The organism is Pseudonocardia sp. DxW, from assembly GCF_058448985.1.
The window spans coordinates 1-23,308 of record NZ_JBZFLK010000045.1 but is presented as its reverse complement, the minus strand read 5'-3'; the positions used below and the strand labels follow the sequence as shown (position 1 = coordinate 23,308).

Here is a 23,308-nt window from a genome sequence, read left to right as displayed (position 1 = left end):
GGGCTGCCGCGCTGCTCGACAGCCGATCCGCGACCCGAACAACATCAACTTCTCGCCGTCATGATCAGCTCGGCGGCTACTCACGGATTCGGGTCTGAGAGCGTGGTCCTGGGACGTCATGCCCCCGACTCGTGCGCTGCTTCGTCGTTGTCAACCTGTTCGGAGACGGGTCCGTCGCCGTGCCAGCGGGCCAGCTGCTCGGCGCGTTCCGTTTGCTCGGATTCGTCGGCGGATCGGCGATTGCTCATCTCGTCGAGGATCCGGCCCGCATGGTCGAGGTGGGCCTCGGTCTCGTCCGGAGACGGAACGCGAACTGTGTCTTCGCGGGTCTGAGGTTCGCGTCGCGCAGCCTCCTCACGGACATCGATCGGGTCGTGAAGACCCGCATCGACGGAAGGCTCCTCAGCGTGGTCCTCGGCGTGCATCTCATGCATGTCTGTCTCGGTGATGTCGCGGTGTTGCTCCTCCTCGATCACGGCAGCGTCGTGGGCGGCCTTCCATTCGGCTGCGGTGACGCGGGTGTCGGGGTCGCTGTCGGCGTCGCGCGCGGCAAGTTCGGCTTTGGACAGTTCGGCCTGAATCCGGGTCTGGGAGGTGTGGAGCAGCCACTGGGTGCGGGCTTCGTCGACTACCTGGAGTTGCTCGGCGCGGCTGGTCAGCGTTGTTGCGAGGGCGCTGGCGCGGTGGGCGTCGTCGAGGAGCCGTTGCCGTTCGTCGGGGTCGGTGATGTTGTCGGCTTCGGTGCTGCGCAGGGCGGCGGTGTGGCGGTGCGCGTCGGCGGCTTGGCGGGTTCCGGCGAGTTCGTTGCTGACGTAGCGGGGGGCGGCGGCGTGTTCGCGGTCGTAGGCGCGGACGCGCATCCGGAGCTGGCCGTTGGACAGCTCGAGGTGCTCGCGGTCGATGTCGGGTCGGCCGAGAGTACGCCACGCCGCGCGGTAGGCGGCGAATTCCTCGACCTGGCCGGGCTTGGGTGCCGGTCCCAGTGCGTCGTCGGGGTCGTCGTGGCCGCGCATCTCCCGGTAGGCGGCGATGCGGCCAGCGTCGATGCTCCAGATTGCTCTGTCCCGTGCATCGGTGGGGACGGGTCCGAGCGCGGCGATCGCCCAGTCGGGCGGCTGGTTCGCGGCGGCTTCGCCGAGTTCGAGCGTGCGTTGGTCGGCGGCTCTGGCGAGGGCGTCGATGTAGCGCGCCCACTCTCGGTTGTCGGTGTGTGGTGCCCAGTCGGCCCAGGTTTCCCCGATGGGATCGAAGCGGTGGGTGTCGCGGATGCGGCTGTAGAGGACATTGCTGAGATTCCGGGAGCCGGTGAGCGGACCATCGTCGACGGCGCGGCGGAGGACCTCGTGGGGGTCGTGGCCGGCGAGTTCGGCGCGGCGCAGCACGCGGGTGAGGGTGGCGGCGCCGTCTTCGGCGGCGAGGCGGGTGCGCTGGTCGTCGGTGATGGTGCCGTCGGCGACGATGCGGTCCAGCGATGTGGTGGTGCGTTCGATCGAGGCCAGGTGGGCGGCGTCGGCGAGGAGCTCGGCGGCGGTGCGGATGCTGGTGGCGTCGGCGGCGGATTCGCTGGCGATCGCCAGGGCGGAGCGGGGCCGGGTTCGGTCGGCGGTGTCGAGGATGGAGGCGAGTGCGGCGACGGGGTCGCGGTGGACTTGGTGCCGCTGGGGGCTGCCGTCGGCGGGGTCGTCGGGCCCGGTGCGGGTGGTGACGTGGGCGGTGTTGCTGTGCCGTCCGCGGGACATGCCGACGTAGAGGGCGGCCGGGCCGGTGGCGGGTGTGATCACGGAGTGGGTGGTGTCGACGGTCGTGCCTTGGGCGGCGTGCACGGTGCTGGCGTAGCCGAGCGCGAGGTCGCGCTCGACGTAGGACGCCGGCAGCACCAGAAGTTCCCCCGCGCCGCTGGCAGTGGCGTCGGTGGTGACCTCGAGTCCGCCGTCGTCACGGACGGCGGTGACCCGGTAGGTCTCGCGGTTGATCGGTCCACGCCGGTTGCCCTCGATGCCGGCGAGGTCCCAGTTGTTGGCGCGGGCCTGGACCAGGTCCCCGACCCCGGCTATCACCCCTTGGCGGCCGAGCCACACCCCATGTTCCTCGACTCGGCCCAGCCGGACGAGTTCGCTGCGCAGCTGCGCGGAGAGGCGGGCGGCCTGGTCGTTAGTGTCGACCAGCAGTACCGACGGATGCCCGTCGAGGGTGTCGGCCAGCCAGGCCCGGGCGGCGGAGGCTTCGGCGTGGTCGCGGCTTCCGGCGTCGAGGATGCGGCCCTGCTGGTGGTAGGTCCGCAGCACGGTCTCGTCGCCGTCGCGCAGCCGCAGCGACGCCTCGCGTTCCCAGGGTGCGGTGAAGCGGCGGGCGTCGGTGAGTTCGTAGCGGGCCCCAGCCTGGGCGAGCAGGTCCATCCCGCCGCCGGCACCGACCGCGGCGAGCTGACGCTGATCGCCCACCAGCAGCAGCTTCGCCCCCGCGTGCTCGGCGTGCCGGTGGATCGCGGCCAGCGATCCGGTGTCGGCCATCGCGGACTCGTCGACGACCACCAGGTCACCGTCGCGCAGCTGCCACACCTGGTCACCCTCGAGGGCACGGCGTTCGGCGGCTCCGGTGGTGAGCCGGTTCAGGGTCGACAGCCACGAGGAGACGTTCCGCGCGCGTAGGCCCTCCGCGGCCAGGACGTCGGTGGCGACCTGGCTGGTCGCCAGCCCGAACACCCGCGGCGCCCGCGTCCCCGGGGGCCGGGTTGTGGTCCAGCCGCGGGCCAGCGCACCGACCACGAACGACTTCCCGGTCCCGGCCGGCCCGACCAGGGTCTCGACCCGGGCACCCGAGGTGAGCACCCCGCGCACCGCGGCAGCCTGGTCGACCCCGAGCTCGATGCCCTCCTCGCACAGCCGGTCGAAGAATCCGGTGGCAGCCTGGGTGGTGCGGCTGGGGCCGTCGCGGTGCCGGGTCGCGGCCAGCAGCATCCGTTCGGTGTGGATTTGGTCCGGTGTGGAGTAGAGGGCCCCGCCGGGTGCCCGGTAAGCGGACTGGCCGTTCGCGAGACGTAGGTCGTCGGGCAGCAGATCGTGTCCGGGGCGGGCGGTCTCCATCGGGACGGCGTGCTCCAGGGCGGCGTCGGTCAACTGGTCCAGCAGCCGCGCAACATCAGTGCCGTCGGCGGTCCCGAGGTGATCGGGCAACGCGTTGTTGATGGCGCGGGTGAGGTCGGAGCGGGTCCAACCGGCCTTGCGCGACTTCACGTCTTCGAGGGCCAGTTCGATCACGGCCCGCGGGTGGAACGTCATCGGTTCGCGCTGCTCGGTGCGGGCGTCGAGGGCGGCGTCGGCGATCCCCGCCAGGCCGCCGTCGATGTCGGTACGCAGCCGGGTCTCGATCCGGCCCAGCAGCTCGTCGCGGGACTCGCCGTCGTGCAACTTGGCTTTGCGGGTGGCCAGGGTGGCCTGCTGGGTGAGGCGTTCGTGCTCGTAGCCGTTCGGCGCGCGCCCGTAACGCGCCTCGAACGCCGCGACCAGTTCCGCCGCCTTCGCCGTCAGCGCATGCCGACGCGTGCTGATCAGCGACATGGCCTCCGGTGAGACGCCGACGATCTCGCGGGCCTTGCCGTCCGGACGCATCGCCAGCAGCACCCCAATCGTCTCAGTCAGCCGCTCCTCAGTGGTCCGCTCCCCCACAGCGCCCGCTCCGGCGCGCCAGCGGTGCACCGCCCGGGAGTCGATCGTGCGCCACGTCCCGTCCGGGCACTCGACCCGGTTCAGGATCGTGTTGTGCACGTGCAGCTGCGGGTCCCGATCCCGCGAGTCGTGCTGAAAGAAGCTGCCCACGACCCAGTCGTGCGCATCCACCCACCGCCCGGCCGCACCTCCGTGGTGCCCGATCCGCGAGTACCCGGCCTTGTCCGACAGGTAGGTCAGGGCGGCGTTGTTGCCCGCCCAGATCGCATCCTCCACCGCCGTGCGGAACTCACCCCACGCCGCCGCGACCTCCTCGTTCCCCGCCTTGCGGGCGGCGACCTCGCGCGCCTCGAACGCCGTGTGCAGCAGCGTCACCGACTTCTGCACACTGAACGTCGCGTCCAGAAACGCCACGTTGTGCCGGGCGGCTTTCCCGGCCTCTGTCCGGAGTTCAGCGCGGCGTTCAGCTACGGCGTCCGGCTCCCGTTCAAGAGCGGACGCGTACAACTCGTCCTCGGACAGGTAGCGCCGTCCGACATGACCCAGGGTCGGCACCTCGCCCCACCGGGACGGATCCCGGAACCCCTCCTCGCGGGGGTCTAGGAATCGCTCGTAGAGGCCGCGCATGTCCTGGGCGTCGACCAAGCCGGTCAGGCCGAGCTTCTCCGCCCCGGCACCCCACCAGCGGCCCGGTGGCTCGCCAGCGGCGACCGCACCGGTGTAGTAGTTCTCCCGCCCGGTCGCGACCTCCTTCAACAGGTAGTCCGGGCTGTAGCCGTTCACTACCTTCAGCACGGGAACCGCCCCGGGGCGGCGGGTCGCGCAGCGTCAGCCGACCTGGATTCGCGAGGCCGGATACCGGGACAGCCGGAGGCCGGAGCGCTCCGTCGGATCGTGATGCCAAGGTGTGCTCGCTTTGATCTTGCTTTTCTCTTGCGCTGTCCGGAGTAGTGCCGCTCGGATCTGGTGTCGTTCTCGGTCGGTGTCGCGGCGGCGGGGAGCTCGCTGGCGGGTCGGTGGCTCGTGTCGGTCGTGATCATGGTTCAGGCCTCGGTGTCGTTGTCGCCGGTGACGAGGTGCAGCGGGTTGGTCTGGTCGCGTAGGGCTTTGAGGGCGGCTGCGGCGGTGCCGCGGGAGACGGCGGAGGCGGTCTCGACCTCGGTGACGGTGGGCCAGTCGCCGTGGCAGCGGATGTGGCGTAGTGCGGCGTCTCTGGCGCGCTCGCGCGCCGGAGCTTCGGCCGGTTCCGCTGGCGCGTCGACGGGTGCCGACTGCCCCCGAGCCGGCTCGTCCTCGGGCTGTTCAGCGGCGGCGTCCACCGAGGGCCCGGCGTTCATTGCCGGTCTGATCGAACGGTCGCCGTTCAACCGGGGCTGAACACCTGCGGTTGAACGGTCCGGGGTTGAACGGTGGTCGGTCAGCGCACCCGGCGCGGGCACGTCGTCGGCTACCGAGGTCCGGTCGGCGGTGGCGAGCAGGTAGAGCAGGTGCGCGACGACGGCGGCGGCGATCGCCGGCCAGGCGCCTACCCCGAATCGCAGCGCGGGGCTGATCGCCAGCGTCCCGCCGTCGTCGATCGCGGTGTCGGAGGCGAGGTAGCTGGCCTGGGCGATCCCGGACAGGCCGGCCGCGACGATCACGACCGACCAGGCGTAGCGGGCACCGGAGCTGTGCAGACGTGCGGAGGCGGCGTAGGCGACCAGGGCGAGGCCATCAGTGATCAGGGGGTAGATCCACGCGATTGCGGCTGGGACGCGCGCGGCGAGGGCGACCTCGAACAGCCCGTGTGCGGTCGCCACGGCGGCTCCGACGGCGACCGCGAGGCCGGGGATCCAGACTGCGGCTGTGGTCGTGGCCCGGCGGCGTCGGTGGGAGTCGGGTTCGGGCGTGGCGGTCATCGCTCGTCGTTTCGGGTGCCGTCGAGCGCACTGCCGAACGCGTACGCTCGGGCGCCTAAGGGTTCGGGTGCTTGGCTGTCGCGGTCGTCGGCCCACCAGGTGGCGACTGTTGTGAGGTCGTTCTCGGCGGGCAGCGGCGGAGCGCCGGTGACGACCTGGCGCCAGCCCTCGCGCACCAGGTGCGCCTCGGGCGAGCAGGTGCCGGCGGTGGCTCGGATGCGGCGGACGACGCCTGGGCGTAGTCGGTCGTGCCAGTCGCCGACGAGCTGGACCGAGGCCTTGCTGCCCTGGAAGGCGGCGAGCCAAGCGTGCATCAGCCAGAGCAATTCCTCGACGACGTCGGCGTGGAAACACCAACAGTCCGGCAGCGACTGGGCCGCGTCGGTGTAGCGCAGGTAGATCGTCTGCATCCATCCGGCGAGCTCGTCGAGCTGCTCGGACACCCAGCCGGTGTCGGTGGGTGCGTTGAGCCAGGACGGCGGTGGTGTCACACCGGGTCGTGTCTGGAGGTCGTGGACGGTCTCAGCCAGCCCGGCGACGCGGGCGGCGAGATCCTTGATCCGGCCGGCGCTCGTCGCGACCGCGCCGACCGTTCTGCGGAGCTCGTCGACTTCCCGGACGAGGTTCCCGAGGTCAGCGGCGGTGGCGTAGCGGTCGTCGCGCTCGGGGTGTTTCATCGGTCCCACCGGCCCGGATCGTCGTCGTCGATGTGGTCGACCGTGCAGTCCTCGGCCTGTCCGGCTGCGTTCCGGATTCCGCGGAGTTGGCGGATCATCGTGTTGGTGTTCCGGATCCGTGCGGCCGGCGTGCTGAACTGGGCAGGCCAGGAGCGGGCCAGTCGGCCGAGGGCTCGTTCGAGGAGTTCGCCGCCGCGCAGGCGCAGGGCGAACAGCCAGCGCGCCCGCGCCGCGTCGGACTCCGCCCGGGACTGGGCGTGTTCGAGGCGGCGGACGTCACGGCGGCACCAGGCCATCTGGGCCCGGCCGATCACCGGTGCCAGTCCGCGCCGGATGACGACGACCTTCCCTGCTGGGAGGTTCGCGATCTGCGCGGGCGGGAGGACGGAGACTTTCCGGACGGTCTTCGACGCCACGCGGCCGTGCAGGTCGGTGGTGGTGATCCTCTCATCGCGCTCTCCGGCCAGGGTGGACCAGAACTGCAGGTCGTCGCGGTCGCGGGTGCCGCCGAACAGCATCACCGCGCCGGTGTTGTTGAGGATCGTCGCCGCGTCGTGCTCGCCGTAGCGGGCCAGCAGCTGGGCGCGGGACTGGAACGCGCACACGATGGTCACCCCGCGGCCGCCCATGTCGGCGGTCCACTTCTCCAGCGGTACCGGGCAGATCAGTGCCGCCTCGTCGAGTGCGAGGCGCAGCGGTGGGTCCAGGCGGCCACCAGGACGGTGCGCGGCGAGGTGTCGGGCCTCGCGGGCGATGTGTCCGGTCAGCGCGCACACCAGCGGTGCGGCCTGGGACTCCTCGCCGCCGAGCAGGTAGACCGTGGCGTGGTCGTCGATGAGCGCGCCGACGTCGAACGGGCGGCCGCGCCCAGCGGCGGATGCCGCGGCGGGGCTGGTCAGCCAGCCGAGGGCGGGCATGATCGAGCTGGTGATCGAGGTCCGGGTGCGGTCGTTGGTCGAGACGAACTGGGCTGCGTCCTGGGAGAAGGCCGGGTCCTTCGAGCGCCGCAGCAGCATCAGCACGTCGCGCTCGGCCTCGGCCGGGTTCGCGACCCAGCCCTGCACCTCGACCATGGACTGGCCGCCGAGCGCGGCGGCGTGCAGCAGCGCCGCGAGCACGCGGCGGCCTTGGGCCTCCCAGAACTCCCGGTCCCCCGCGCCGCCGCGGCCGGTCGCGGCGAGCAGGTCACCGGCTCGTTCGACCGCGGTCACCGGGTCCGTGCACCCGATGAGCGGGTCGAACGTGATCGTCGATTCCAGCCCGGCGAGGCCGACGGCGTTGAACACGTAGACCGGGCCCCGCCCACCGCGCAGACCGCGGGTGAGGTCGTAGAGGTCGGTCCGGGTACTGGTGACCACCACGGCGCCGGGGGCGTCGATGACCCGCCCGGCCAGCCAGCCGGTCTTTCCGGCGCGCGGTCCGCCGAAGACGATCACGACGTCCTCGATCAGCGACCAGACCCGCACCAGGCCGGTCCGGCACAGCTGCACGGCCACGTCCGGAACCGGCAGCGACCAGCGCGTCCAGCGGGACGCGTCGCCGTAGGTGCTCGGCCGGACCGTTGCCGCGCGGCGGCGCATCGCCGGGCCGGACGCCAGGCGCGCGACGTCCCAGGTCGAGGCGACCCCGGCCTTGCGACGGGAGCGGGCCGACCAGCGGGTCACCGTCGCCGCGGTACGCGACCAGCGATGCCAGACCACGATCAGAACAAGCCCGCCGCCGGCGGCGAGCAGCGGCCAGGGCAGCACGACGACGAGCACGTGGGCGACCGTCGTCGCGGGTAGCAGCGCGACCGTCCCGAACAGCGCCGCGGTCGAGCGCCGATCGGAGTGCCAGAACGCGACCGCGACGCCGATGAGCAGCAGCAGGATGAGCACGGTCGTCGTCACGAGCGGTCCTCGGCGCGGATGCGGGACTGGTATGCCGCGACGTCGGCCCGGTGGCGGGAGCAGTCGTCGGCGTGGCCGGTCTCGTGGTCGATCGGGTTCGGGTCGTAGGGTCCGGTGTCGCGGATCCGCTGCTTGCAGCTGCCGCACCGCCACCCCGTCGCCGGCGGCCGGGACAGGGGCACCGGTTGGTCGCTCGGGTCGGTCGGTGTACGGCCTTCGACCAGCCAGGCGAACGCGGCCACGGCTCGGTCTCGGTCCTCGGCCAGGTCCAGCGCGTCACCGATCTCGGCCCAGGTGCGGCCTGCCGCTCGGGTGGCGCGGGCGTAGTCGGTCATCGCCTCGGTGGCGATGGTTCGCAGGAAGTCGGCCGCCCGCAGGCCCGCGAGTGGGTCGTCGAGTTGGCGGTCGGCGAACACGGTGAAGCTCGGGATCGGTACCTCGACGATCCGACCGGCGAACGCGGTGACCGCGACCTGCTCGGTGAGCCGGCGCATCCGGGCTCGTGCGTGGATCCGCCGGGCCCGCTGCTCTGCGGCGTTCATCGGGATCCCCCGTTGCCCGCGTGCGGGGCCGGCCGGTGGGGGCGCTTGTTGAGTGCGGACCAGCGTTCGGCGGTCCGCTCGGTGACTCCGAAGCGGTCGGCGACGTCCTGGATGCTCGCACCGCCCCGGAGTGCGGCGCGGCCGGCCGCGATGACCGCGGCACGATCCCGGGTGCCGGCGGGGATCGGTCGCTGACGGCTCCGGCGCTCGCCCGAGGTGAGCCCTCCGGCGATGCCGTGCGGCAACCAGTCCCGGGCGAAGTCGAGGCAGGCAGCGCGCACCGGGCAGGGGGCGCAGACCGCCCGCGCCCGGGCCTCCTGCGCCCGTCGTTCGGGGCCGCGGTCCACGGTCGGGAAGAACGTCTCGGGATCGACGCCGAGGCAAGCCGCGAACGCTCGCCAGTCCCGCGACCGACCGGTCCGGTGGTCGTCGTTGCGTGGGGTCATCGGAGTTCTCCCGTCGGGTGTCGTGGGGCGGGAGGACGTGCCCGGTAGCGGAGCGCTGGTGGTCAACACGGGTCACCCACCCTCGGTCGGGCCCGAGCCCGGTTCGCGGTGCAGGGCCGGAGTGGCGGCGTCGTCGAACGCCGACATGAAGGTGGAGAGCGCGCCGGGAAGCCCGTCCCCGACAGGCGTGGTCACGAACAGCACGATCGCGAGGACCGCGAAGGCGACCGCCCCGACCGATGAGCGCGCCTTCGCGCAGATCGCGGCGCCGACGATCGCGAACAGGATCAGTAGCCCGACACTTCCCACCGCTGCTCCACCTCCCCGGCCACGGCGACACCCACAGCAGGAATGACCTCTCGCCCTTCGGCCCGGGCGCGCCAGACGGCGGCGTTGTGCCGTGCCCAGGCCTCCGCCGCGAGGGCGGCACGCCAGATCGGGCGCGAGCGGGTCCGCCGGAAGAGGCCGGCCCAGAACTCGGCCTCGTCGGTGAAGGCCTCGGCGAGCCGCCGGGCGCGGTCCGGCCCGGGAGCAGCGGCGAGTGCGGCGTCGCGGCGACGCTGCAACTGGTCGAGCGCCTCGTCCAAGGTCCTGAGCGGGCGGCTCATCCCACCGCTCCCTGCACCCAGCGAGAGGCGTCGACGACGGTCCCCTCGGCGACCGCAGCGTCGGCCATCCCCTCGACGGCGCGGGCCGGGACAATGAGCCGGCCGCGGACGCGGATCGCGGGGAACCGGCCGTCGGCGATCGCCCGGTAGAGCGTCATCGACGACATCCCGAACATCCGCGCGACCTCGGCGACGCTGTAGAACCGCGGCGGCCCGCCGGGACCCTGCCGCTGATCCCTCTGGTGCTGATCCATGAACCCGCTCCTAACTAGCGCTAATAACCATCAATATTGATGCTAGCAACGGTTGCTGCCGACATTGGTGATGAAGTTGTCGGTGATCCGGCTCGATATCAGCGGTCCCGGGTCGTACGATCGCGGCGTGAGCGATACTCGTGAGGCCGGTGAGGATTGGGATGCCGTCGCGTCGGCGATCGACGGCCGCCTGTCCGACCTGCGGATGACGCAGCTCGAGCTGGCCTCGCGCGCCCGGGTGTCGATCACGACGGTGCGCGAGCTGCAGCACAACCTGAACCCGCGCAAGCGCCGGCCGCAGACCCTCGTCGCGGTCTCGGAGGCGCTGGGCTGGCCCGGGCGCTACATCACCCAGGTGCTCGTCGGTGAGACCCCCGAGCTGCACGACGACGAGCGGACCGACCCCGTCCTGGCGACGCTCACGTCGCTGCAGGAGGAGGTCGTCGAGCTCCGGCAGAAGATCGACGAGCTCGAGCGTCGGCTAACGCTCTGAGCTGCTCGGCCCGGGCCTCGGCGAGGCGGGCCTCGAGAGAGTCCAGACGCTCATGCAGGCGCCGGACGTCCTCGCCGTCAGCTCTCGGTACGGCCCTCTGCTCGGCAGCGGCCGGGCCGGTCGCGGGACGCGTCTCGGGGCGGTGGTCGTCGTTCATGAACCGAGAGTCCGGCCTGGCCGCGCGCCGGTCCAAGGACGGCGCGGCATGAGCGATCTCCGATCAGGACGGCCAGGCATACGCGCTGGTCAGCGCCCTCGATTCCGGGTTCAGCCCCCGTAGGTCGGCGGCAGAATCTAGGCTCGACGTCGTCGAGGATTCCCATTCGCGAAGCACCGGAAGGCGAGCTGACGTGGCCGACGACTCCTGGCTCTCCCCCACCACCGGTGCCGAGGTCGAGCTCAACACCGGGCTGCTCGCCGAGATCCTGCGCGAGTACCGGCAGACGAACGGCCTCAACCAGGCCGACCTGGCTCAGCTGCTGAGCATGGACCAGTCCTACATCTCGAAGATCGAGAACGGGCAGCGCGAGGTACGGGACGTCCAGATGCTGCTGCGCATCTCCCAGCAACTCGGCGTCCGGCCCGCGCGACTCGGGCTCTCCGACGACCTGCTCCGGCCGGTCGCGCCGCCCTCGACGTCGGCGCTGGTCGGCGAGACCGACGCGGTGGAGGAGAGCCAGCAGGCCTGGTGCCGCACGCGGCGGCGGCTGAACCGGTCCCGCGGAGACCTGGCACGGGCGGCATCGAGCCTCTACGCCGCGGGCCTGCGCATCGGCGACCTGCCGTTCATGGCCGCGCCGTCGTGGATGCCGCAGCGTCCCATCCCGCTGGACCGGATCGAGCTCACGTGGAACTCGGAGACGGTCGGGGCCGAGGTCACCGGCACGGAACCGGAGGCCTGCAGCGTGCTCCCGCTGCGCGCCCCGGGCCGCAGGTTCAGCCGATACACCTCCGCGATCCGCTATCTCGACGCCCCGAAGTTGTTCGAGAACCGGCCCAGCTACCGCCTGCTCGACGTCGACCTCACCGGCGAGGGCGGACGCCTCGAGTTCGGGCTCGCCACCTACTTCGACAAACTCGACCTGTCCGAGGCCGTCGCCCACGAACTCGCCGACGTTCAGGATGCGAAGGCCGGCCCGCCGTCCTGGAGCAATCTCCCGTTGCGGACGCTGGTCGGGGATCCGTTCGATCTGCGGCGGCGGTTCGTCATGCCCGCCGTCGAGACCCTGACCCTGCGACGCAGGCGGGCGACCGGCGAGGCGACGTTCCTGCTGCACTGGCGGGATCCCGCGAAGGTCGCCACCGCCGCCGGGATCTACGGCCTCATCCCCGCGGGCGAGTTCCAGCCCTCGAGCGTGGCAGGCTGGGACCGGGCGAACGACTTCAGCCTGTGGCGCGGCATGGTCCGCGAGTTCTCCGAGGAGCTGCTCGGCGAGCCCGAGCGCGACGGCAGCTCCGGTGAGCCCCTCGACTACGAGAACTGGCCGCTCTACCGCTCGATGGAAGCCGCCAGGGAGGACGACCGCGTCCGCCCGTACTTTCTCGGCGTCGGGTTGGACACGCTCACCCTGACCGCGACGTTCCTGACTGTGGTCGTCCTCGACGACGACGTGTTCGACCCGTTGTTCGGCAACACCGTCCAGATCAACGCCGAGGGCGAGCTGGTGACCGCGGCGGACTCGACGTCGGTGTCCGAGGGACTGCCGTTCACCGCAGAGACTGTCGAGCGGCTCCTGACCCGGGAGCCGATGGCTTCCCCGGGCGCGTGCATCCTGCGGCGCGCGTGGGAGCACCGCGACGAGATCCTGGCCTGAGCCTGGATCCACCGCTGGAAACTGCGGGTGAGGGTGGGTCGTAACGCACGAATGCCCTTCTGAGCTGGGACGATAGGACTTGCTGAGGGTCCATCGGTCACATCAGAGAAGGGCATCCGCTGGATGCGACTATCCCATGCCCGGCGCGCGGTCAGCGCGCGGTTCGACGATCCGAATCTCGTGTCGTGCGCCGGGCTGGTTCCGGTGCTGGGGTTGGCCGCCCGGTGCGAGCTCGGCGAGTTGCTGCGCGCCCGGCTGAGCGTGCCCGGCGCGAACCCGGATGTGAAGGTCCTTGCGCTGATCGCCGGGATGGTCGCCGGCGCGGACTTGATCTCGGACATGGACCTGCTCCGCCACGGCGGGATGCGACGACTGTTCGACCAGGTCCGAGCCCCGTCAACGTTGGGCACCTTCCTCCGCCGGTTCCGTTTCGGTCATGTCCGCCAGCTCGACGCCGTCGCCGCCGCCCTGCTGACCCGCCTGGCCGCGGCGACACCGGTGCTGGCCGGGGCCGACCAGTACGTCTTCGTCGATCTCGATGACACGGTGCGCCGCACCTACGGCTACGCCAAGCAGGGCCGCGGGCGCGGCTACACCGGAATCAACGGGCTCAACGCGCTGCTGGCCACCCTCTCGACCCCCACCTCAGCACCGGTGATCGCCGGGACCCGGCTGCGCAAGGGATCGGCGAACTCGGTGCGCGGCGCGGCGAAACTACTCGCCGACACCCTGGCCACCGCACGCCGCGCCGGCGCCGGCGGGCGGGTGCTGGTGCGGGCGGACTCGGCGTTCTACGGCCACGACATCGTCGCCACCTGCCGCCGCGCCGGAGCGTGTTTCTCGCTCACCGCCCGCCAGACACCGGCGGTCAGCCGGGCCATCGCCGCGATCGACGAGGCCTGCTGGACCCCGATCCGCTACCGCCACGCCCTCTACGACGAGACCGAGCAGCGCTGGATCTCTGATGCCGAGGTCGCCGAAACCACCTTCACCGCGTTCACCGGACGCCGCAAGAACCAGCAGCTCACCGCCCGGCTGATCGTGCGCCGGGTCCGCCGTCTCAACCCCGCCCACCACGGTCCCGGCGCCACACACCTGGCCGGCGAGCTCGGCGCCGAGCAGGGCGAGTTGTTCGCCGCCTACCGCTACCACGCGATCTTCACCGACAACGACGCCCCGATGCTCGCCGCCGAGGCCACTCACCGCGACCACGCGATCATCGAGCAGGTCATCGCCGACCTGAAGAACTCCGCGCTCGCGCACCTGCCTTCGGGGCACTTCGGCGCCAACGGTGCCTGGCTGGTCTGCGCGGCGATCGCCCACAACCTCGCCCGCGCCGCCGCGACCCTGGCCGGCACCGGCCACGCCCGGGCCCGCACCGCCACCCTGCGCGCCCGTCTGATCAACGTCGCCGCACGGATCGCCCGCTCCGCGGGCCGGCTCGTGCTGCACCTACCGCGGTCCTGGCCCTGGCAACCCGGACTCGACGAGCTGTTCCGCCGAGCCCTGCACGACCCCCTCCCAGCCGCCACCTGACCACGCCCGACCAGGGCCCGACCCGAGGACCACAGTGGAAACGCCGGGCAGACCGGCCGATCACCCACGCCCAGACGCAGCCACATGATCAACTACGGCGCCGAACGAACCGACGCCCGCCAAACGGTGGATCCAGGCTGAGCACAGATCGGGCCCGCCAGGAGGTCCCGGCGGGTCCGATGCGCTATTAGAAGGGCGGCTCACCGCCGTCGTCGTCGAAGCTGTCCTCGACCGGGTACGGGCCGCCGCGGTGGAAGATCTCGTCCTCGGCGAGGTCCTGCTCGATCAGAGCGTCGCGGTCGCTGGTGAGTGCGCTGGGGAACATCTGGGCCTCCGGTGCTCGGTGCGGGTGGAACGCGGTGTTCTTCAGCGCGGCCGTGGTGGGGTCCCCGAAAGGGGACGTCGGGGGTTCCGGCTGGCCCATCCCGGTGTGGCCTCCTCCTCGACTGCAGTGATCCGACGCGAGGCGACCAGGCCTCACCGGGATGGGTCGGCCGGGTTCATCGACGCGGTGCCCCACCGCGGTTGTGCTGACCCTGCGGGGCGATCCACCCGCACCGTGCACCGGAGGCCCACCTCGCCACCCGTCACCGAGCCCGGCCACTCGCGCCGCGTTCAGGGAGCCGTCGGCTTGCTCCCCTCGGATCCGAGAAGCCGCGGCGACTGCCATCCGTAGGCGATGCCGCGCCGGACGGCGCGGTCGATCTCCTCAACGGTCATGCCGTGGATGCCGACGTGCACCGTCGCGGCGTCCACGAGAGTGGTGGCCGCGATGGTCGCGTCGAGGTGGCCAGCGCCGACCAGCCGGCCGAGGGTGCGGGCGGCGCAGTAGATCGTCCACTGGCGAGTTCCGACGGCCGCTCCGCGGACACCGTCGGTCTCGCCCGCGACGATCGCGGCGAGATAGGAACGCGACGCGCGACCACCCACCGAGGTTGTCTCGCCAGTCACGGCGGGCCGAGGCACCGGACGAAAGAGATCCTCGATCCACTGAGGCAGCACCACGACAGCCGACTGCGAGACGACCTCGTAGTGGCCGGCCGGTAGGGCGCTCCCAGCACCCACGACGTAGCCGCCGCCCGCCCGCGTGTCGATCCGCCGTGCGAGCAGTCCCTGGGTGTTGCGCAGCTCAGACCCGGTCGGCTGGCGGAAGTACACGTGGTGACCACCGGTCGGCGTTCGCACGGTGAACGTCCGCGGCAGGATCCGGTTCCGCTGTACGGCAATCGCATCCAACGCGCCCCGACCGTTCGGAGCGGCGCGGTCACCGCCGTGTCCCTCGGCCGTGTCGAGATCGAGCACGACCAGGCCCGACGGGCCGCAGGCGATGCCGAGGTTGAATGCCTCCCGACTCCACCACCGTCGGACCCGGTCCGGCTCGGTCGTCGCACGCTGCTCCCAGCCGCGGTGCCCGTCCGAGCAGATGCCGCGGTGGAGGCAGTCGGCCTCACCGTGGAGGACCGGGATCTTCGACAGCGACCGCAGCGGGAACACCGCAAGACCGGCAGCGGCGGCCGTGAGCGCGGCACGGCGCAACCGGTCGAGCTCGGATCCGCCCGATGCCTGCCGATGCTCATCCGGCACGGCGGCCACCTCCCGAGCTCCCCGGCCGCCTCGAGCTTCGCAGCGATCGACCGCCATCGGGATCTCCGTCGCCGCCGGCCGCCGTCCCAGGCCCGTCGACAGGTGTGCGGCGTCCGTCTGCGATCCAACGGTCGACGGTACGCAGCGTGACACCGACCCTCGCCGCCACCTCGCCCCGGCGGACCCCACGACCGAGCAACGCCACACCGACCATCCGCCGGTCCTTCGACGACATGTCCGGCGTGATCTCCAGCTCGACGGCCGGCTCCGGCAGAGCCTGACCTGGGCCGAGACTCCGGCGCTCCCGGGCCGTCGATCCACCCCAGACCCCGAACGCCTGCTTGTGCTCGACCGCCCACCACAGGCACGGCATCCGTACCGGACACGCGTCACAGACGTCCTTGGCTCGGCGGATCTGCCGGTGCGTCTCCGTCCCACCACCCGGCGCGGGGAAGAACAACTCGGGATCCGAGGTGCGGCAGCGTGCGTCGTGTCGCCAGTTCATGACGGACGTCCTCTCGACCTCGCCCTGCTCGTCGACGACGAACCGGCCGCACCGACGCCGCCGGTCCCTGGTGGCCGGCAGTCGTCGCGTCGGTGGGCGACGCCCGAACCCGGCGGACCGGAGTCGGTCCGGGCTCGCCGGAGGCGACCGCGTGCGGCCGGAGCGCAGCGCAGGGCCTGGACCGGGTCGGGACGCCGGGCATGCTCGGGCGAGGCCCGGCAGCGCGGCTGGCCGGACCGGGCGGATCGGCCGGGACGCCTCCGCGGGGCGCCCCGGCCGACCGGGATCAGCCGGTGGGCTGCGCCTCCTGCTCGGCCGGCTCCGGCTGACGCTCCGGGCGCGGGTTCTTCGTGACCGCGACCGTGGCGCGGTTGAGGTCCAGCCCGACGTAGTCGGCACGCAGGTCCGTACGCCGGATCATGATGTCCTCACCGCCCTCCTGGCGGCTCTCCCGCGTGTAGGAGTTGTCGCGCAGCTTCCCGACCACGATGACCGGGTCGCCCTTGTGCAAGCTCACGTTGACGTTGTCGGCCAGCTGCCCGAACACGACCACGTCGTGCCAGACGGTCGGGCGCTGGACCCACTCGCCGCGCCGGCGGTCGAACTCGCGCGGCGTGTAGGCCACGGAGAGCCGGACCGCGCTGGTGCTGCCGTCCTTGGAGTAGAACTTCGGGTCCTGGCCCAGGTGGCCGGTGATGGTGACGGGGATTTCGAAGCCGCTCATGGTGTCCTCCGAGTGATCGGTGCCGGTTGGTGACGCGGCTCCGCCTCAGTGCGCTCGGTGGGGGCTGTCGGGGGTTCCGGCTCGTCCATCCCGGTCGTGCCCGCGCGCGGGTCCCGGGTCAGGGCCGGCCGCCGGAGGCGGCAACGCTCTGCCCGTGCGCGGGCTCACCGGCGATGGATGGGCACGGGTTCATCGACCGCTCCCGCCGGGTGTGCTGACCCTTCGGGCGTCTCCTGCCGGACCCGATTACCTCGGGCGGACCACTGGCGGCGGCTCCGCGATCCCGACACGTCGAGGAGGCGATCGGCCCGGTGACGCCCACCTCTAACCAGGGCAGAATGGCCAGCGTGGATCTCACCCCGCTGCAACGTGTGACGTTGTACCGGCTCGTCGCGGGGAGGATGACGGCCGAGGCCGCACCGCGATCGGTGCTGCTCTGGCTACGCCGGTACGACATGGTCGACGCCGACCATGTCGTGACCGACGAGGGCCGGGCATATCTCGCGTGGTTGCAGGAGGAGCGACGTCGACGGGCGATCGAGGCAGCTCACGAGCGCACCCGGAACAGGAAGAGAGCGCCGGCCGAGGATCCGGCGGCCGGGATACGTGAGGCGATCCGGCGATGGAAGCGCGGAGAGCGGGACCGGTGACGGCTCGGTAGCCAGATCCGGTCAATGAATTGCCGCATCGGCATTGCACGTCGATAACCAAGGGGCCGAGCTCGTCCCGAGTCGGCTCGGACGCAACCCCTCCCCGACGGGCGGCGATCGGTCGGTCTGCCCGAACACGACGTTGCCCCTGCTCGTCGTCGGGATCTTCGTCCTCGTCGTGGCCGTGATGTTCGCCTTCACGCGCCTCGGTAATGACGCCCCGGACACCAGCACCGAGGCCGCCTCGGTCGCGGTCCGGCCCGATAGCGCCATCGACTGTCCACAGCGCCCGGCTCGACCGTGAACTTCGTCGAGTTCCTCGACTTCGAATGCGAGGCCTGTGGCGCCGTGTACCCGGCGATCGAGCAGCTGCGCCAGCAGTACGGCGACCGGGTCAACTTCGTCATCGGCTACTTCCCCGCGCCCGGCCACATCAACGGCGAGCGGTCCTCCCGCGCGGTGGAGGCCGCCGCGCAGCGGCGACAGCTGGAGAGGATGTACAAGCTGACGAACGAGACCCAGACGGAGTGGGGCGAGCAGCAGGTCCCAAGGGACGACCGCTTCCTCGGCTACGCCGAGCAGCTCGGCATGGATATGGCCCGCTGCGAGGCCGCCTACAACGACCCGGCCACGCTCGAGCGTGTCCTTGCTGACCGCGAGGCCGGCTTGGCTCTGGGGTGCGGGGTGCGCCGACGTTCTTCGTCGACGGCCACCAGCTCCAACCGCGGTCCTACGACGACCTCACCACAGCGCTCGACAATGCCCTGGCCAGGAGCTGACCGACGACCACCTCCAGGCCTCTACCGGGTCGGCTCCCCGGCGGAGCTGACCCGTCCCGGCCTGCTCGGCGAGCAGGTCCCTGAACCGAGGGCAGTCGGTCGGGTCGCCGTGTCGGCAGGCTAGGACCTGGTCGAGCAGATCCAAGGCCGTCTGCTGCTCGGCGGTCCTGCGGGCGAGCGCGTCGCAGTGGGGCGCAGCCGGGCCTCGGGTATCGGTCCCGCCGTTGAGTAGGACCCGGATGTCATCGAGGGACAGCGCTGCCCGTTTGGCGTTGACGATCGCCGCCACCCGGCAAAGATCGGTCCGTGAATCGCTCCGGTACCCGCTGCTCGTCCGGGACCGAGAGAGAGCCTTCCGCCTCCCAGTGCCGCAGGACGTGCGGGGCCAGTCCGAACCGTTCGGACTCCTCGCCGATCGTCAGGACGGTTGACTTCATGTCGACATGAGATCCGATCGTGGAGCGCATGACCAACAGCTCCTGAGCGGAACCGTCACTCTCGAGCAGCTTGTCTGCACTTTCGACTTGGTCAGATCACTCCTGGGTGGCGTCCCGGTCAGCCTCCAGTCGGCAGTCAGCGATGAGCTCATCGGCGACAGAGGCATCCGGGTCACCGCGCCAGGAGGCGCTCACCTCCTGGCGCAGCCACTCGATCAGCTCGTCACGGTCGCGTCCAGGCACGGCCCCATCGTCGCAACTATCACGCTTCGATGAGGGCGTTGATCATGGTGAAGAGCTGTTCTGCTCGGTCGAGGGTGTCGGCGCTCGGAGTGCCGGGCGAGGCGCCGGCTCGTGTCAGGACAGCGGCGGGCCGGTAGTGATCGAAGTGCCCCCCGTTGATGCCGTTGTTCTCAAAGTACTCCTCGATGCGTTTGACCACCCGGGGGATGTTGCTGTTGAGGTCGGCTTCGGTGATCGGAGACGGGAACTCGTTGACGTAGGCAGTGTTGACAAGGGCAAGATAGTAGTCGATGTCGAATACGTCCTCGATGTCCGCGTTCGGCTGACCAGTGATCTGGCCTACCTTGATCAGCGCGTCGGGGTGCATCTGCTCGTTGTCCTGCAGGCGCTTGAGCGCGCCCTGGTCCTTGGTACTGGAGTCGATGAGGACTGCGACGTTCAGCTTGTTCGCGCCGAGCAGGGTGACGAACGTGGAGAGCTTCCCGGCGCCCCCAACAGGAACCTTGACCCAGCGCGGGTCGAGGGTCGTCCTGCTGGATTCGCCGAGCGTGCCGTTCAGGACGTCGATGTAGATCAGGTCGCTGGGCCCCTCGAGGAGCAGCGCGTTAGGTCCGACGAAGAGGGTCTGGCTCATCTCGACGCCCATCGCCGCCAGCAGCGGCGCGGCGGTGTCGTCGTCGGCCTTGAAGATCTCGGCCGAGACCGTAGTGCCGCCGGGGTCGTGGTCAATGACCGTTCTGACGCGTCCGAGGTGATCCGGCGACACCATGAACGGAGAGTGTGTGGTGTAGATGACCTGATGGTGGGCCAGTCTCTTCTCGATCAGACGCAGAAGGTCCAGTTGCGCCCGACCGTGCAGCGACAGCCCCGGCTCGTCAAGCAGGAGGACCAGCGGGCGTTCGTCGTCGTCTGCCTCAAGGTGGTCGAAGTAGGCGAGGAAGGAGAAAAACCAGACGAACCCGCGGGAGCGTTCGTCGAAGGGGACCGACACCCCGTGCCGTGCGTTGTGCACTCGGACTTGCAGGTTGGTGCCTTCGTTCAGGGGCGCGGGTGCCCCAGCTTCAGGGGGTAGCGGCTTGAGCTGAACCGACAGATCTCTGTTCTGTGTCCAGTACTCGAAGACCTCCTCGCTGATGGTGTTGCCGACGTTCTCGACGTTGCGCAGGAGGCGTTCGTGGTGGTCGTTCTGGGTGAAGTCCTCGAGTTCAGCGTCGGCCATCGAGAGCAGGTTCACCAGGGCTCGCTGACCTCGCGTCAACGCGTCGGTGTCGCGCAGACGGATCAAGGCGGGGACCGCGACCTTGCCTGGCATCGTGTCGTAGTTCTCGTAGTAGACGAACCGCGGGAGCCGGGGCTCGATCCGATGGTGCGCGAGTCGCCATCCTTCACCGCCCCAGGCCTTGAGCCTTTCCAGCAGGGCCGCGGCGGCCTTGGGGAGCTCTCCGGCTGCGGTCATCGCCGCGACGAGATCCTTGACCGTGGTGGGCTCGCCGACGGCTTCCTGCGTGGTGGGGTCGAGCTGTGCGAGGAAGTGTGCGGTGATCGCAGCATCGTCGACCGGGATGCTCCAGGTGCCGCCGTCGGGCCCTCGATAGGTGCGGGTCAGCGTGAACGTCCTCGACCGCATCGCTCCCTCGCCGAGATCGTCGGTGACGACCGCGAGGTCGTCGTCGGCGAGCTCGAACGTCGCGTGGACGACTGGGAGGTCGTTGTCCCCCTGGGCTCGCTGGCGGCGGTCGCGGGAACGCTTCGCCGGGAAGTCCACGACCTCGTCGAGAGGATCGAGCTTCTCAACGGGGTTCAGGCGATAGAGCGCCTGCAGCAGAGCTGTCTTTCCTGCCTCGTTCTTGCCGACGAGGCAGGTGACCTTGGGGTCAACCTCGAACTTGCTGCTGTCCTCCACGGGGCGGTAGTTCGTGATGTGGGCGTCGATCAGCCTCACAGGTGGATCTCCTTGCGCCTGGCCCTGAGCGGTCTCTTGCGCGACAAGCGCCACTCGATCCGGGTGCGGAAGTGCATCCGGTGCAGTGGTCGAGGTAGGTTCCAGACGCCAATCAGGAATACCCGCCCCGGAGCCCGTCGCCCTGCGATGTGCCCGGGGCGTCCTGTTTCCGTGGCGATCACAGTAGCCGTGGGGGCCGACGGTTCCGTCGACGTGCACCCGAGCTGCGACGACTGGTCCGCTGGGGGACGGTCAGCGGTCGAATGCTTGTGCGAAGACAACATCGGTGTCATCCGCCGCAGCCGCGAGGAGCTCGTCGAGTTGCGCGGCCTTGCGGTCGGCATGCTCGATGGTCAGCCGCAGCTGGGAGACGTCGCCGAGCCACTGGGTCGCCTGGCCTCCTGGACCTGTGGGGCGAGGTTGTCCGCGGACCTCGTGCAGGCCCTGGCCTGGGCGGGTCGATCTGAGGAAGTCGCAGCGGATGCAGGCGTGCTCGTGGACGCAGTCGGCGCCGTAGGGGCGCCGGCAGCTGCCGACCGCGATCTTGCGCTGCCCAAAGTACTCGACGAACTCGGTCCACTCCTGTTGGGTCGGTTCCCGGTACTCATCCGAGAGGCGCAGCCACCGGCGCTGCTCGATGAACCGGCCGTAGGCGTCGAACACGTCCTGCTGATGGACCGCGGTGTAGCCGCGGGTGACCTCGATGTTCTTGTACCCGACGAGCTTGGCGGCGAGATGGATCGGGGAAGCCAGCGTTGACGATGTCGGGGTGATGAGCAGCCGGCGGAAGTCGTGCGCGGTGAACGCCCGCGGGTGGCTGTCCTGGTCGCGCAGCGCGGCGTCGTTGGCCAGCTCGAGCAGCGAGCTGCGGACGGTGCCGTAGGACATCACCGGGACCGGCCCGCCTCACGCAGCTGGAACAGGAACGGCATCGGCGCGGGGTAGACCAGCTCGTGGACGTCGCGGCGGGTGCGGAGCGGGACCTGCCCCTCCAGAGAGATGAAGGTGATCAGCCTGGCCGAGGGTCGTGGTCAGCTCCGGGTTGCAGGGCCGGATGCGTTCCTCGTCGGTCTTGCTCGGCGCGATCTGCAGCAGCGGGAGCACCGTGGCGTCGCGGCGGCGATACTGCCGGATCGACAGGTGCGTCAGCTCGAGTAGTTCCTCGACCCGGATACCGGTGTGGCGCAGGACCGCCTACGTCGTCCGACAGGGCCGCGCGGCCGGCGCGGCCAGCGGGAGCAATTTGAATAGTAATGATTCGGGCCCTCACCCGATCCGAGGAAGCTGATCATCGTGGCGTCCGACGTCGTGATCACGATGGACAGCGGAGCCGCTTACCCCGGCTGTTCCCCGACGGACCGCGATCTTGTCGGCGCCGCCTGAAACTGACCCGGAGTGGAACCCGAGCGGCGACAAGGGGTCAATTTTCGAGCGGCGTTGACAGATCTTGCGTGTCAGCTCGAGGATCCGACCGGGCACGCGGACTGGGCCCTGTGCGGACACGTCCCAACACGTCCATGCCTACCCGGCAATCAGCCGATCCGTTGTCAGGTCCGGGCGTCGGGTCCGCACTCAGAGGTCGTCGCTGTCGACCGCCAGCATCTCTGCGGCCAGTTTCCAGCCTCGCAGAGTTGCTGCATACGACGCCGCATCGCAGAGCTCCCACACCAGCGGACCGACGCGCAGGCGCAGCATCCGGGAGGCCTCTGTGCCTGCTTGGGGCTCAATCAGGCCGCCGGTGACGTTCGGCGCTCCACCGAGACGGACCATGGTCGCTGTCGACCACGGTCCGGTCGGTGCCATCACGCCCTTTCGGCGCCCCGCGAGCGCGGGTGGCAGGGATGCGGCCAGCGGCGCCGCGGAGCTCCAGGCCCGGGCCACCTTGAGCGCGGTGTAGTGGCTCCGTAGGTAGACCAGCACGGTCCCCATCGACAGGCCGAGCTGGCGGTCCAGGGTGCCGGCGAACTGCATGTCCACCCGGCAGGCCACCGGTCCGGCCACCCGCAGCACCATACCCATCACCTGCACGGCTCCGGCGGCTCCCTGGCGGGCGTCGTCGCGCTCGGTGTTCCGCGCGCTGTCGCACTTCTCCATGACGTCCATGTCGTCCTCCTGAAGTCTCGACCGGCACTCGGACCCGTGTGCCGCCGCGTGGCGGGACGCTCCCCGCCACTGCGCGGCCCTCGAGGCATGGCCTGCCACCTCGGTCAGGGGCAGCCCGGAGGGCTGTCACCGCAGGCGACGCGCAGCGCCCTTGACCGCGGGGGCCGGCCATGCGGAGTCACCACCCGATGGCCGGGCCCTTCTTCACGAGGCGGGCACCGCCGTCTCGGTCACGTTGTCCCGACCTGACCGGACGGTTCCGGCTCGACGGCGTCGCTCGGTTCGGCGACGTCCACCGTGGCGATGTGCTCCTCAGGGGCCGGGTCACCGTCGATCACAATGTTCGCCTGCGGATCGACCATCAGCTGTTCGATGGGCGCAAGCTGGTAGCCCCACTCGTTGAGCTGGACGAGGTAGGCGGCCACTGAAGCGCCCCGGGAGTGGTGGAGGCTCTGATCCCACGGAAGGGTGGCGATCGTGCCGGCACCGAGGAAGTTCAGCGACGAGATGCGTGAGCGC

At 70.7% G+C, this 23,308-nt stretch carries 24 protein-coding genes and 1 pseudogene; 7 read left to right on the top strand and 18 right to left on the bottom strand.

The features are described from left to right. Positions 1 to 116: 116 nt before the first annotated feature. From mobF to ACVJO7_RS33345, 9 genes are all read right to left on the bottom strand, one after another. A complete protein-coding gene (gene mobF / locus ACVJO7_RS33385; protein WP_491676271.1) occupies positions 117 to 4,448 on the bottom strand; it encodes a MobF family relaxase in 4,332 nt (1,443 codons plus the stop codon). 260 nt (positions 4,449 to 4,708) lie between these two features. Then, positions 4,709 to 5,464 carry a hypothetical protein gene (locus ACVJO7_RS33380; RefSeq protein ID WP_491676269.1) on the bottom strand — a complete coding sequence of 252 codons (756 nt, stop codon included), beginning with the start codon at positions 5,462 to 5,464 and terminating at the stop codon, positions 4,709 to 4,711. A 95-nt stretch (positions 5,465 to 5,559) separates the two neighbouring features. Continuing rightward, a complete protein-coding gene (locus ACVJO7_RS33375; RefSeq protein WP_491676268.1) occupies positions 5,560 to 6,240 on the bottom strand; it encodes a hypothetical protein in 681 nt (226 codons plus the stop codon). Then, the gene (locus ACVJO7_RS33370; protein WP_491676267.1) at positions 6,237 to 8,129 is read right to left on the bottom strand and encodes a type IV secretory system conjugative DNA transfer family protein; all 1,893 of its coding nucleotides are present in this window, start codon (positions 8,127 to 8,129) and stop codon (positions 6,237 to 6,239) included. Before ACVJO7_RS33370 ends, ACVJO7_RS33375 begins: the two co-directional genes overlap by 4 nt. Continuing rightward, a complete protein-coding gene (locus ACVJO7_RS33365) occupies positions 8,126 to 8,671 on the bottom strand; it encodes a hypothetical protein (protein ID WP_491676266.1) in 546 nt (181 codons plus the stop codon). The genes ACVJO7_RS33370 and ACVJO7_RS33365 overlap by 4 nt, the downstream gene beginning before the upstream one ends. Beyond that, complete coding sequence (locus ACVJO7_RS33360; protein WP_491676265.1) at positions 8,668 to 9,117, bottom strand: WhiB family transcriptional regulator; 450 nt, start codon at positions 9,115 to 9,117, stop codon at positions 8,668 to 8,670. The genes ACVJO7_RS33365 and ACVJO7_RS33360 overlap by 4 nt, the downstream gene beginning before the upstream one ends. A 72-nt stretch (positions 9,118 to 9,189) precedes the next feature. Continuing rightward, positions 9,190 to 9,426 carry a hypothetical protein gene (locus ACVJO7_RS33355; protein WP_491676264.1) on the bottom strand — a complete coding sequence of 79 codons (237 nt, stop codon included), beginning with the start codon at positions 9,424 to 9,426 and terminating at the stop codon, positions 9,190 to 9,192. Further along, a complete protein-coding gene (locus ACVJO7_RS33350; protein WP_491676263.1) occupies positions 9,405 to 9,725 on the bottom strand; it encodes a hypothetical protein in 321 nt (106 codons plus the stop codon). The genes ACVJO7_RS33355 and ACVJO7_RS33350 overlap by 22 nt, the downstream gene beginning before the upstream one ends. Next, positions 9,722 to 9,979 carry a helix-turn-helix domain-containing protein gene (locus ACVJO7_RS33345; RefSeq protein ID WP_491676262.1) on the bottom strand — a complete coding sequence of 86 codons (258 nt, stop codon included), beginning with the start codon at positions 9,977 to 9,979 and terminating at the stop codon, positions 9,722 to 9,724. The genes ACVJO7_RS33350 and ACVJO7_RS33345 overlap by 4 nt, the downstream gene beginning before the upstream one ends. Positions 9,980 to 10,031: 52 nt before the next feature. Between ACVJO7_RS33345 and ACVJO7_RS33340 the strand changes: the two genes are divergently transcribed. The 3 genes from ACVJO7_RS33340 to ACVJO7_RS33330 all read left to right on the top strand — a co-directional run bounded on the left by ACVJO7_RS33340 (position 10,032) and on the right by ACVJO7_RS33330 (position 13,822). Then, positions 10,032 to 10,472, top strand: coding sequence for an XRE family transcriptional regulator (locus ACVJO7_RS33340; protein ID WP_491676261.1), 441 nt, complete (start codon positions 10,032 to 10,034; stop codon positions 10,470 to 10,472). Between the two features lie 350 nt (positions 10,473 to 10,822). Next, complete coding sequence (locus ACVJO7_RS33335) at positions 10,823 to 12,286, top strand: helix-turn-helix domain-containing protein (RefSeq protein WP_491676260.1); 1,464 nt, start codon at positions 10,823 to 10,825, stop codon at positions 12,284 to 12,286. A gap of 123 nt (positions 12,287 to 12,409) precedes the next feature. Further along, positions 12,410 to 13,822: an IS1380 family transposase gene (locus ACVJO7_RS33330; RefSeq protein ID WP_491676259.1), complete on the top strand. Its 1,413-nt coding sequence runs from the start codon at positions 12,410 to 12,412 to the stop codon at positions 13,820 to 13,822. Positions 13,823 to 14,009: 187 nt separating this feature from the next. Here ACVJO7_RS33330 and ACVJO7_RS33325 read toward each other — a convergent pair whose 3' ends face one another. Further along, positions 14,010 to 14,246, bottom strand: a complete 237-nt coding sequence (locus ACVJO7_RS33325) for a hypothetical protein (protein WP_491676258.1) — start codon at positions 14,244 to 14,246, stop codon at positions 14,010 to 14,012. A 191-nt stretch (positions 14,247 to 14,437) separates the two neighbouring features. Then, on the bottom strand, positions 14,438 to 15,415 hold the full coding sequence (locus tag ACVJO7_RS33320; protein WP_491676257.1) for a bifunctional DNA primase/polymerase: 978 nt from the start codon (positions 15,413 to 15,415) through the stop codon (positions 14,438 to 14,440). 137 nt (positions 15,416 to 15,552) lie between these two features. On the opposite strand from ACVJO7_RS33320, the gene ACVJO7_RS33315 reads away from it, so the two are divergent. Further along, positions 15,553 to 15,687 (top strand): hypothetical protein, encoded by a 135-nt coding sequence (locus ACVJO7_RS33315; protein ID WP_491676272.1) that lies wholly within the window; start codon positions 15,553 to 15,555, stop codon positions 15,685 to 15,687. Positions 15,688 to 15,707: 20 nt separating this feature from the next. On the opposite strand, the pseudogene ACVJO7_RS33310 reads toward ACVJO7_RS33315, so the two are convergent. Both ACVJO7_RS33310 and ACVJO7_RS33305 read right to left on the bottom strand, forming a co-directional pair. After that, positions 15,708 to 15,911, bottom strand: a pseudogene (locus ACVJO7_RS33310) (WhiB family transcriptional regulator); the annotation flags it as partial. Between the two features lie 286 nt (positions 15,912 to 16,197). After that, a complete protein-coding gene (locus tag ACVJO7_RS33305; RefSeq protein ID WP_491676256.1) occupies positions 16,198 to 16,635 on the bottom strand; it encodes a single-stranded DNA-binding protein in 438 nt (145 codons plus the stop codon). 347 nt (positions 16,636 to 16,982) lie between these two features. On the opposite strand from ACVJO7_RS33305, the gene ACVJO7_RS33300 reads away from it, so the two are divergent. Continuing rightward, positions 16,983 to 17,285, top strand: a complete 303-nt coding sequence (locus tag ACVJO7_RS33300) for a hypothetical protein (protein WP_491676255.1) — start codon at positions 16,983 to 16,985, stop codon at positions 17,283 to 17,285. A gap of 300 nt (positions 17,286 to 17,585) precedes the next feature. Beyond that, positions 17,586 to 18,188 carry a DsbA family protein gene (locus tag ACVJO7_RS33295; protein ID WP_491676254.1) on the top strand — a complete coding sequence of 201 codons (603 nt, stop codon included), beginning with the start codon at positions 17,586 to 17,588 and terminating at the stop codon, positions 18,186 to 18,188. 118 nt (positions 18,189 to 18,306) lie between these two features. Here ACVJO7_RS33295 and ACVJO7_RS33290 read toward each other — a convergent pair whose 3' ends face one another. From ACVJO7_RS33290 to ACVJO7_RS33280, 3 genes are all read right to left on the bottom strand, one after another. Then, positions 18,307 to 18,501 carry a MerR family transcriptional regulator gene (locus ACVJO7_RS33290; protein WP_491676270.1) on the bottom strand — a complete coding sequence of 65 codons (195 nt, stop codon included), beginning with the start codon at positions 18,499 to 18,501 and terminating at the stop codon, positions 18,307 to 18,309. A gap of 262 nt (positions 18,502 to 18,763) precedes the next feature. Next, positions 18,764 to 20,686 (bottom strand): AAA family ATPase, encoded by a 1,923-nt coding sequence (locus ACVJO7_RS33285; RefSeq protein ID WP_491676253.1) that lies wholly within the window; start codon positions 20,684 to 20,686, stop codon positions 18,764 to 18,766. 252 nt (positions 20,687 to 20,938) lie between these two features. Continuing rightward, positions 20,939 to 21,574 (bottom strand): hypothetical protein, encoded by a 636-nt coding sequence (locus ACVJO7_RS33280; RefSeq protein ID WP_491676252.1) that lies wholly within the window; start codon positions 21,572 to 21,574, stop codon positions 20,939 to 20,941. A gap of 111 nt (positions 21,575 to 21,685) precedes the next feature. On the opposite strand from ACVJO7_RS33280, the gene ACVJO7_RS33275 reads away from it, so the two are divergent. After that, positions 21,686 to 21,844 (top strand): hypothetical protein, encoded by a 159-nt coding sequence (locus ACVJO7_RS33275; RefSeq protein WP_491676251.1) that lies wholly within the window; start codon positions 21,686 to 21,688, stop codon positions 21,842 to 21,844. Between the two features lie 414 nt (positions 21,845 to 22,258). On the opposite strand, the gene ACVJO7_RS33270 is transcribed toward ACVJO7_RS33275, so the two are convergent. Both ACVJO7_RS33270 and ACVJO7_RS33265 read right to left on the bottom strand, forming a co-directional pair. Continuing rightward, positions 22,259 to 22,789 carry a hypothetical protein gene (locus tag ACVJO7_RS33270; protein WP_491676250.1) on the bottom strand — a complete coding sequence of 177 codons (531 nt, stop codon included), beginning with the start codon at positions 22,787 to 22,789 and terminating at the stop codon, positions 22,259 to 22,261. A gap of 230 nt (positions 22,790 to 23,019) precedes the next feature. Beyond that, on the bottom strand, positions 23,020 to 23,308 hold a 289-nt coding region (locus ACVJO7_RS33265), incomplete at its 5' end, for a hypothetical protein (RefSeq protein ID WP_491676249.1).

Excerpts from the sequence above, each read along its gene's own strand:
- ACVJO7_RS33325 (WP_491676258.1), bottom strand. The coding sequence starts at position 14,246 with ATGGGCCAGCCGGAACCCCCGACGTCCCCTTTCGGGGACCCCACCACG.
- ACVJO7_RS33360 (WP_491676265.1), bottom strand. The coding sequence starts at position 9,117 with ATGACCCCACGCAACGACGACCACCGGACCGGTCGGTCGCGGGACTGG.
- ACVJO7_RS33350 (WP_491676263.1), bottom strand. The coding sequence starts at position 9,725 with ATGAGCCGCCCGCTCAGGACCTTGGACGAGGCGCTCGACCAGTTGCAG.
- ACVJO7_RS33330 (WP_491676259.1), top strand. The coding sequence starts at position 12,410 with ATGCGACTATCCCATGCCCGGCGCGCGGTCAGCGCGCGGTTCGACGAT.
- ACVJO7_RS33365 (WP_491676266.1), bottom strand. The coding sequence starts at position 8,671 with ATGAACGCCGCAGAGCAGCGGGCCCGGCGGATCCACGCACGAGCCCGG.
- ACVJO7_RS33305 (WP_491676256.1), bottom strand. The coding sequence starts at position 16,635 with ATGAGCGGCTTCGAAATCCCCGTCACCATCACCGGCCACCTGGGCCAG.
- ACVJO7_RS33280 (WP_491676252.1), bottom strand. The coding sequence starts at position 21,574 with ATGTCCTACGGCACCGTCCGCAGCTCGCTGCTCGAGCTGGCCAACGAC.
- ACVJO7_RS33270 (WP_491676250.1), bottom strand. The coding sequence starts at position 22,789 with ATGGACGTCATGGAGAAGTGCGACAGCGCGCGGAACACCGAGCGCGAC.
- ACVJO7_RS33290 (WP_491676270.1), bottom strand. The coding sequence starts at position 18,501 with ATGAAGTCAACCGTCCTGACGATCGGCGAGGAGTCCGAACGGTTCGGA.
- ACVJO7_RS33375 (WP_491676268.1), bottom strand. The coding sequence starts at position 6,240 with ATGAAACACCCCGAGCGCGACGACCGCTACGCCACCGCCGCTGACCTC.
- ACVJO7_RS33275 (WP_491676251.1), top strand. The coding sequence starts at position 21,686 with ATGAAGGTGATCAGCCTGGCCGAGGGTCGTGGTCAGCTCCGGGTTGCA.
- ACVJO7_RS33345 (WP_491676262.1), bottom strand. The coding sequence starts at position 9,979 with ATGGATCAGCACCAGAGGGATCAGCGGCAGGGTCCCGGCGGGCCGCCG.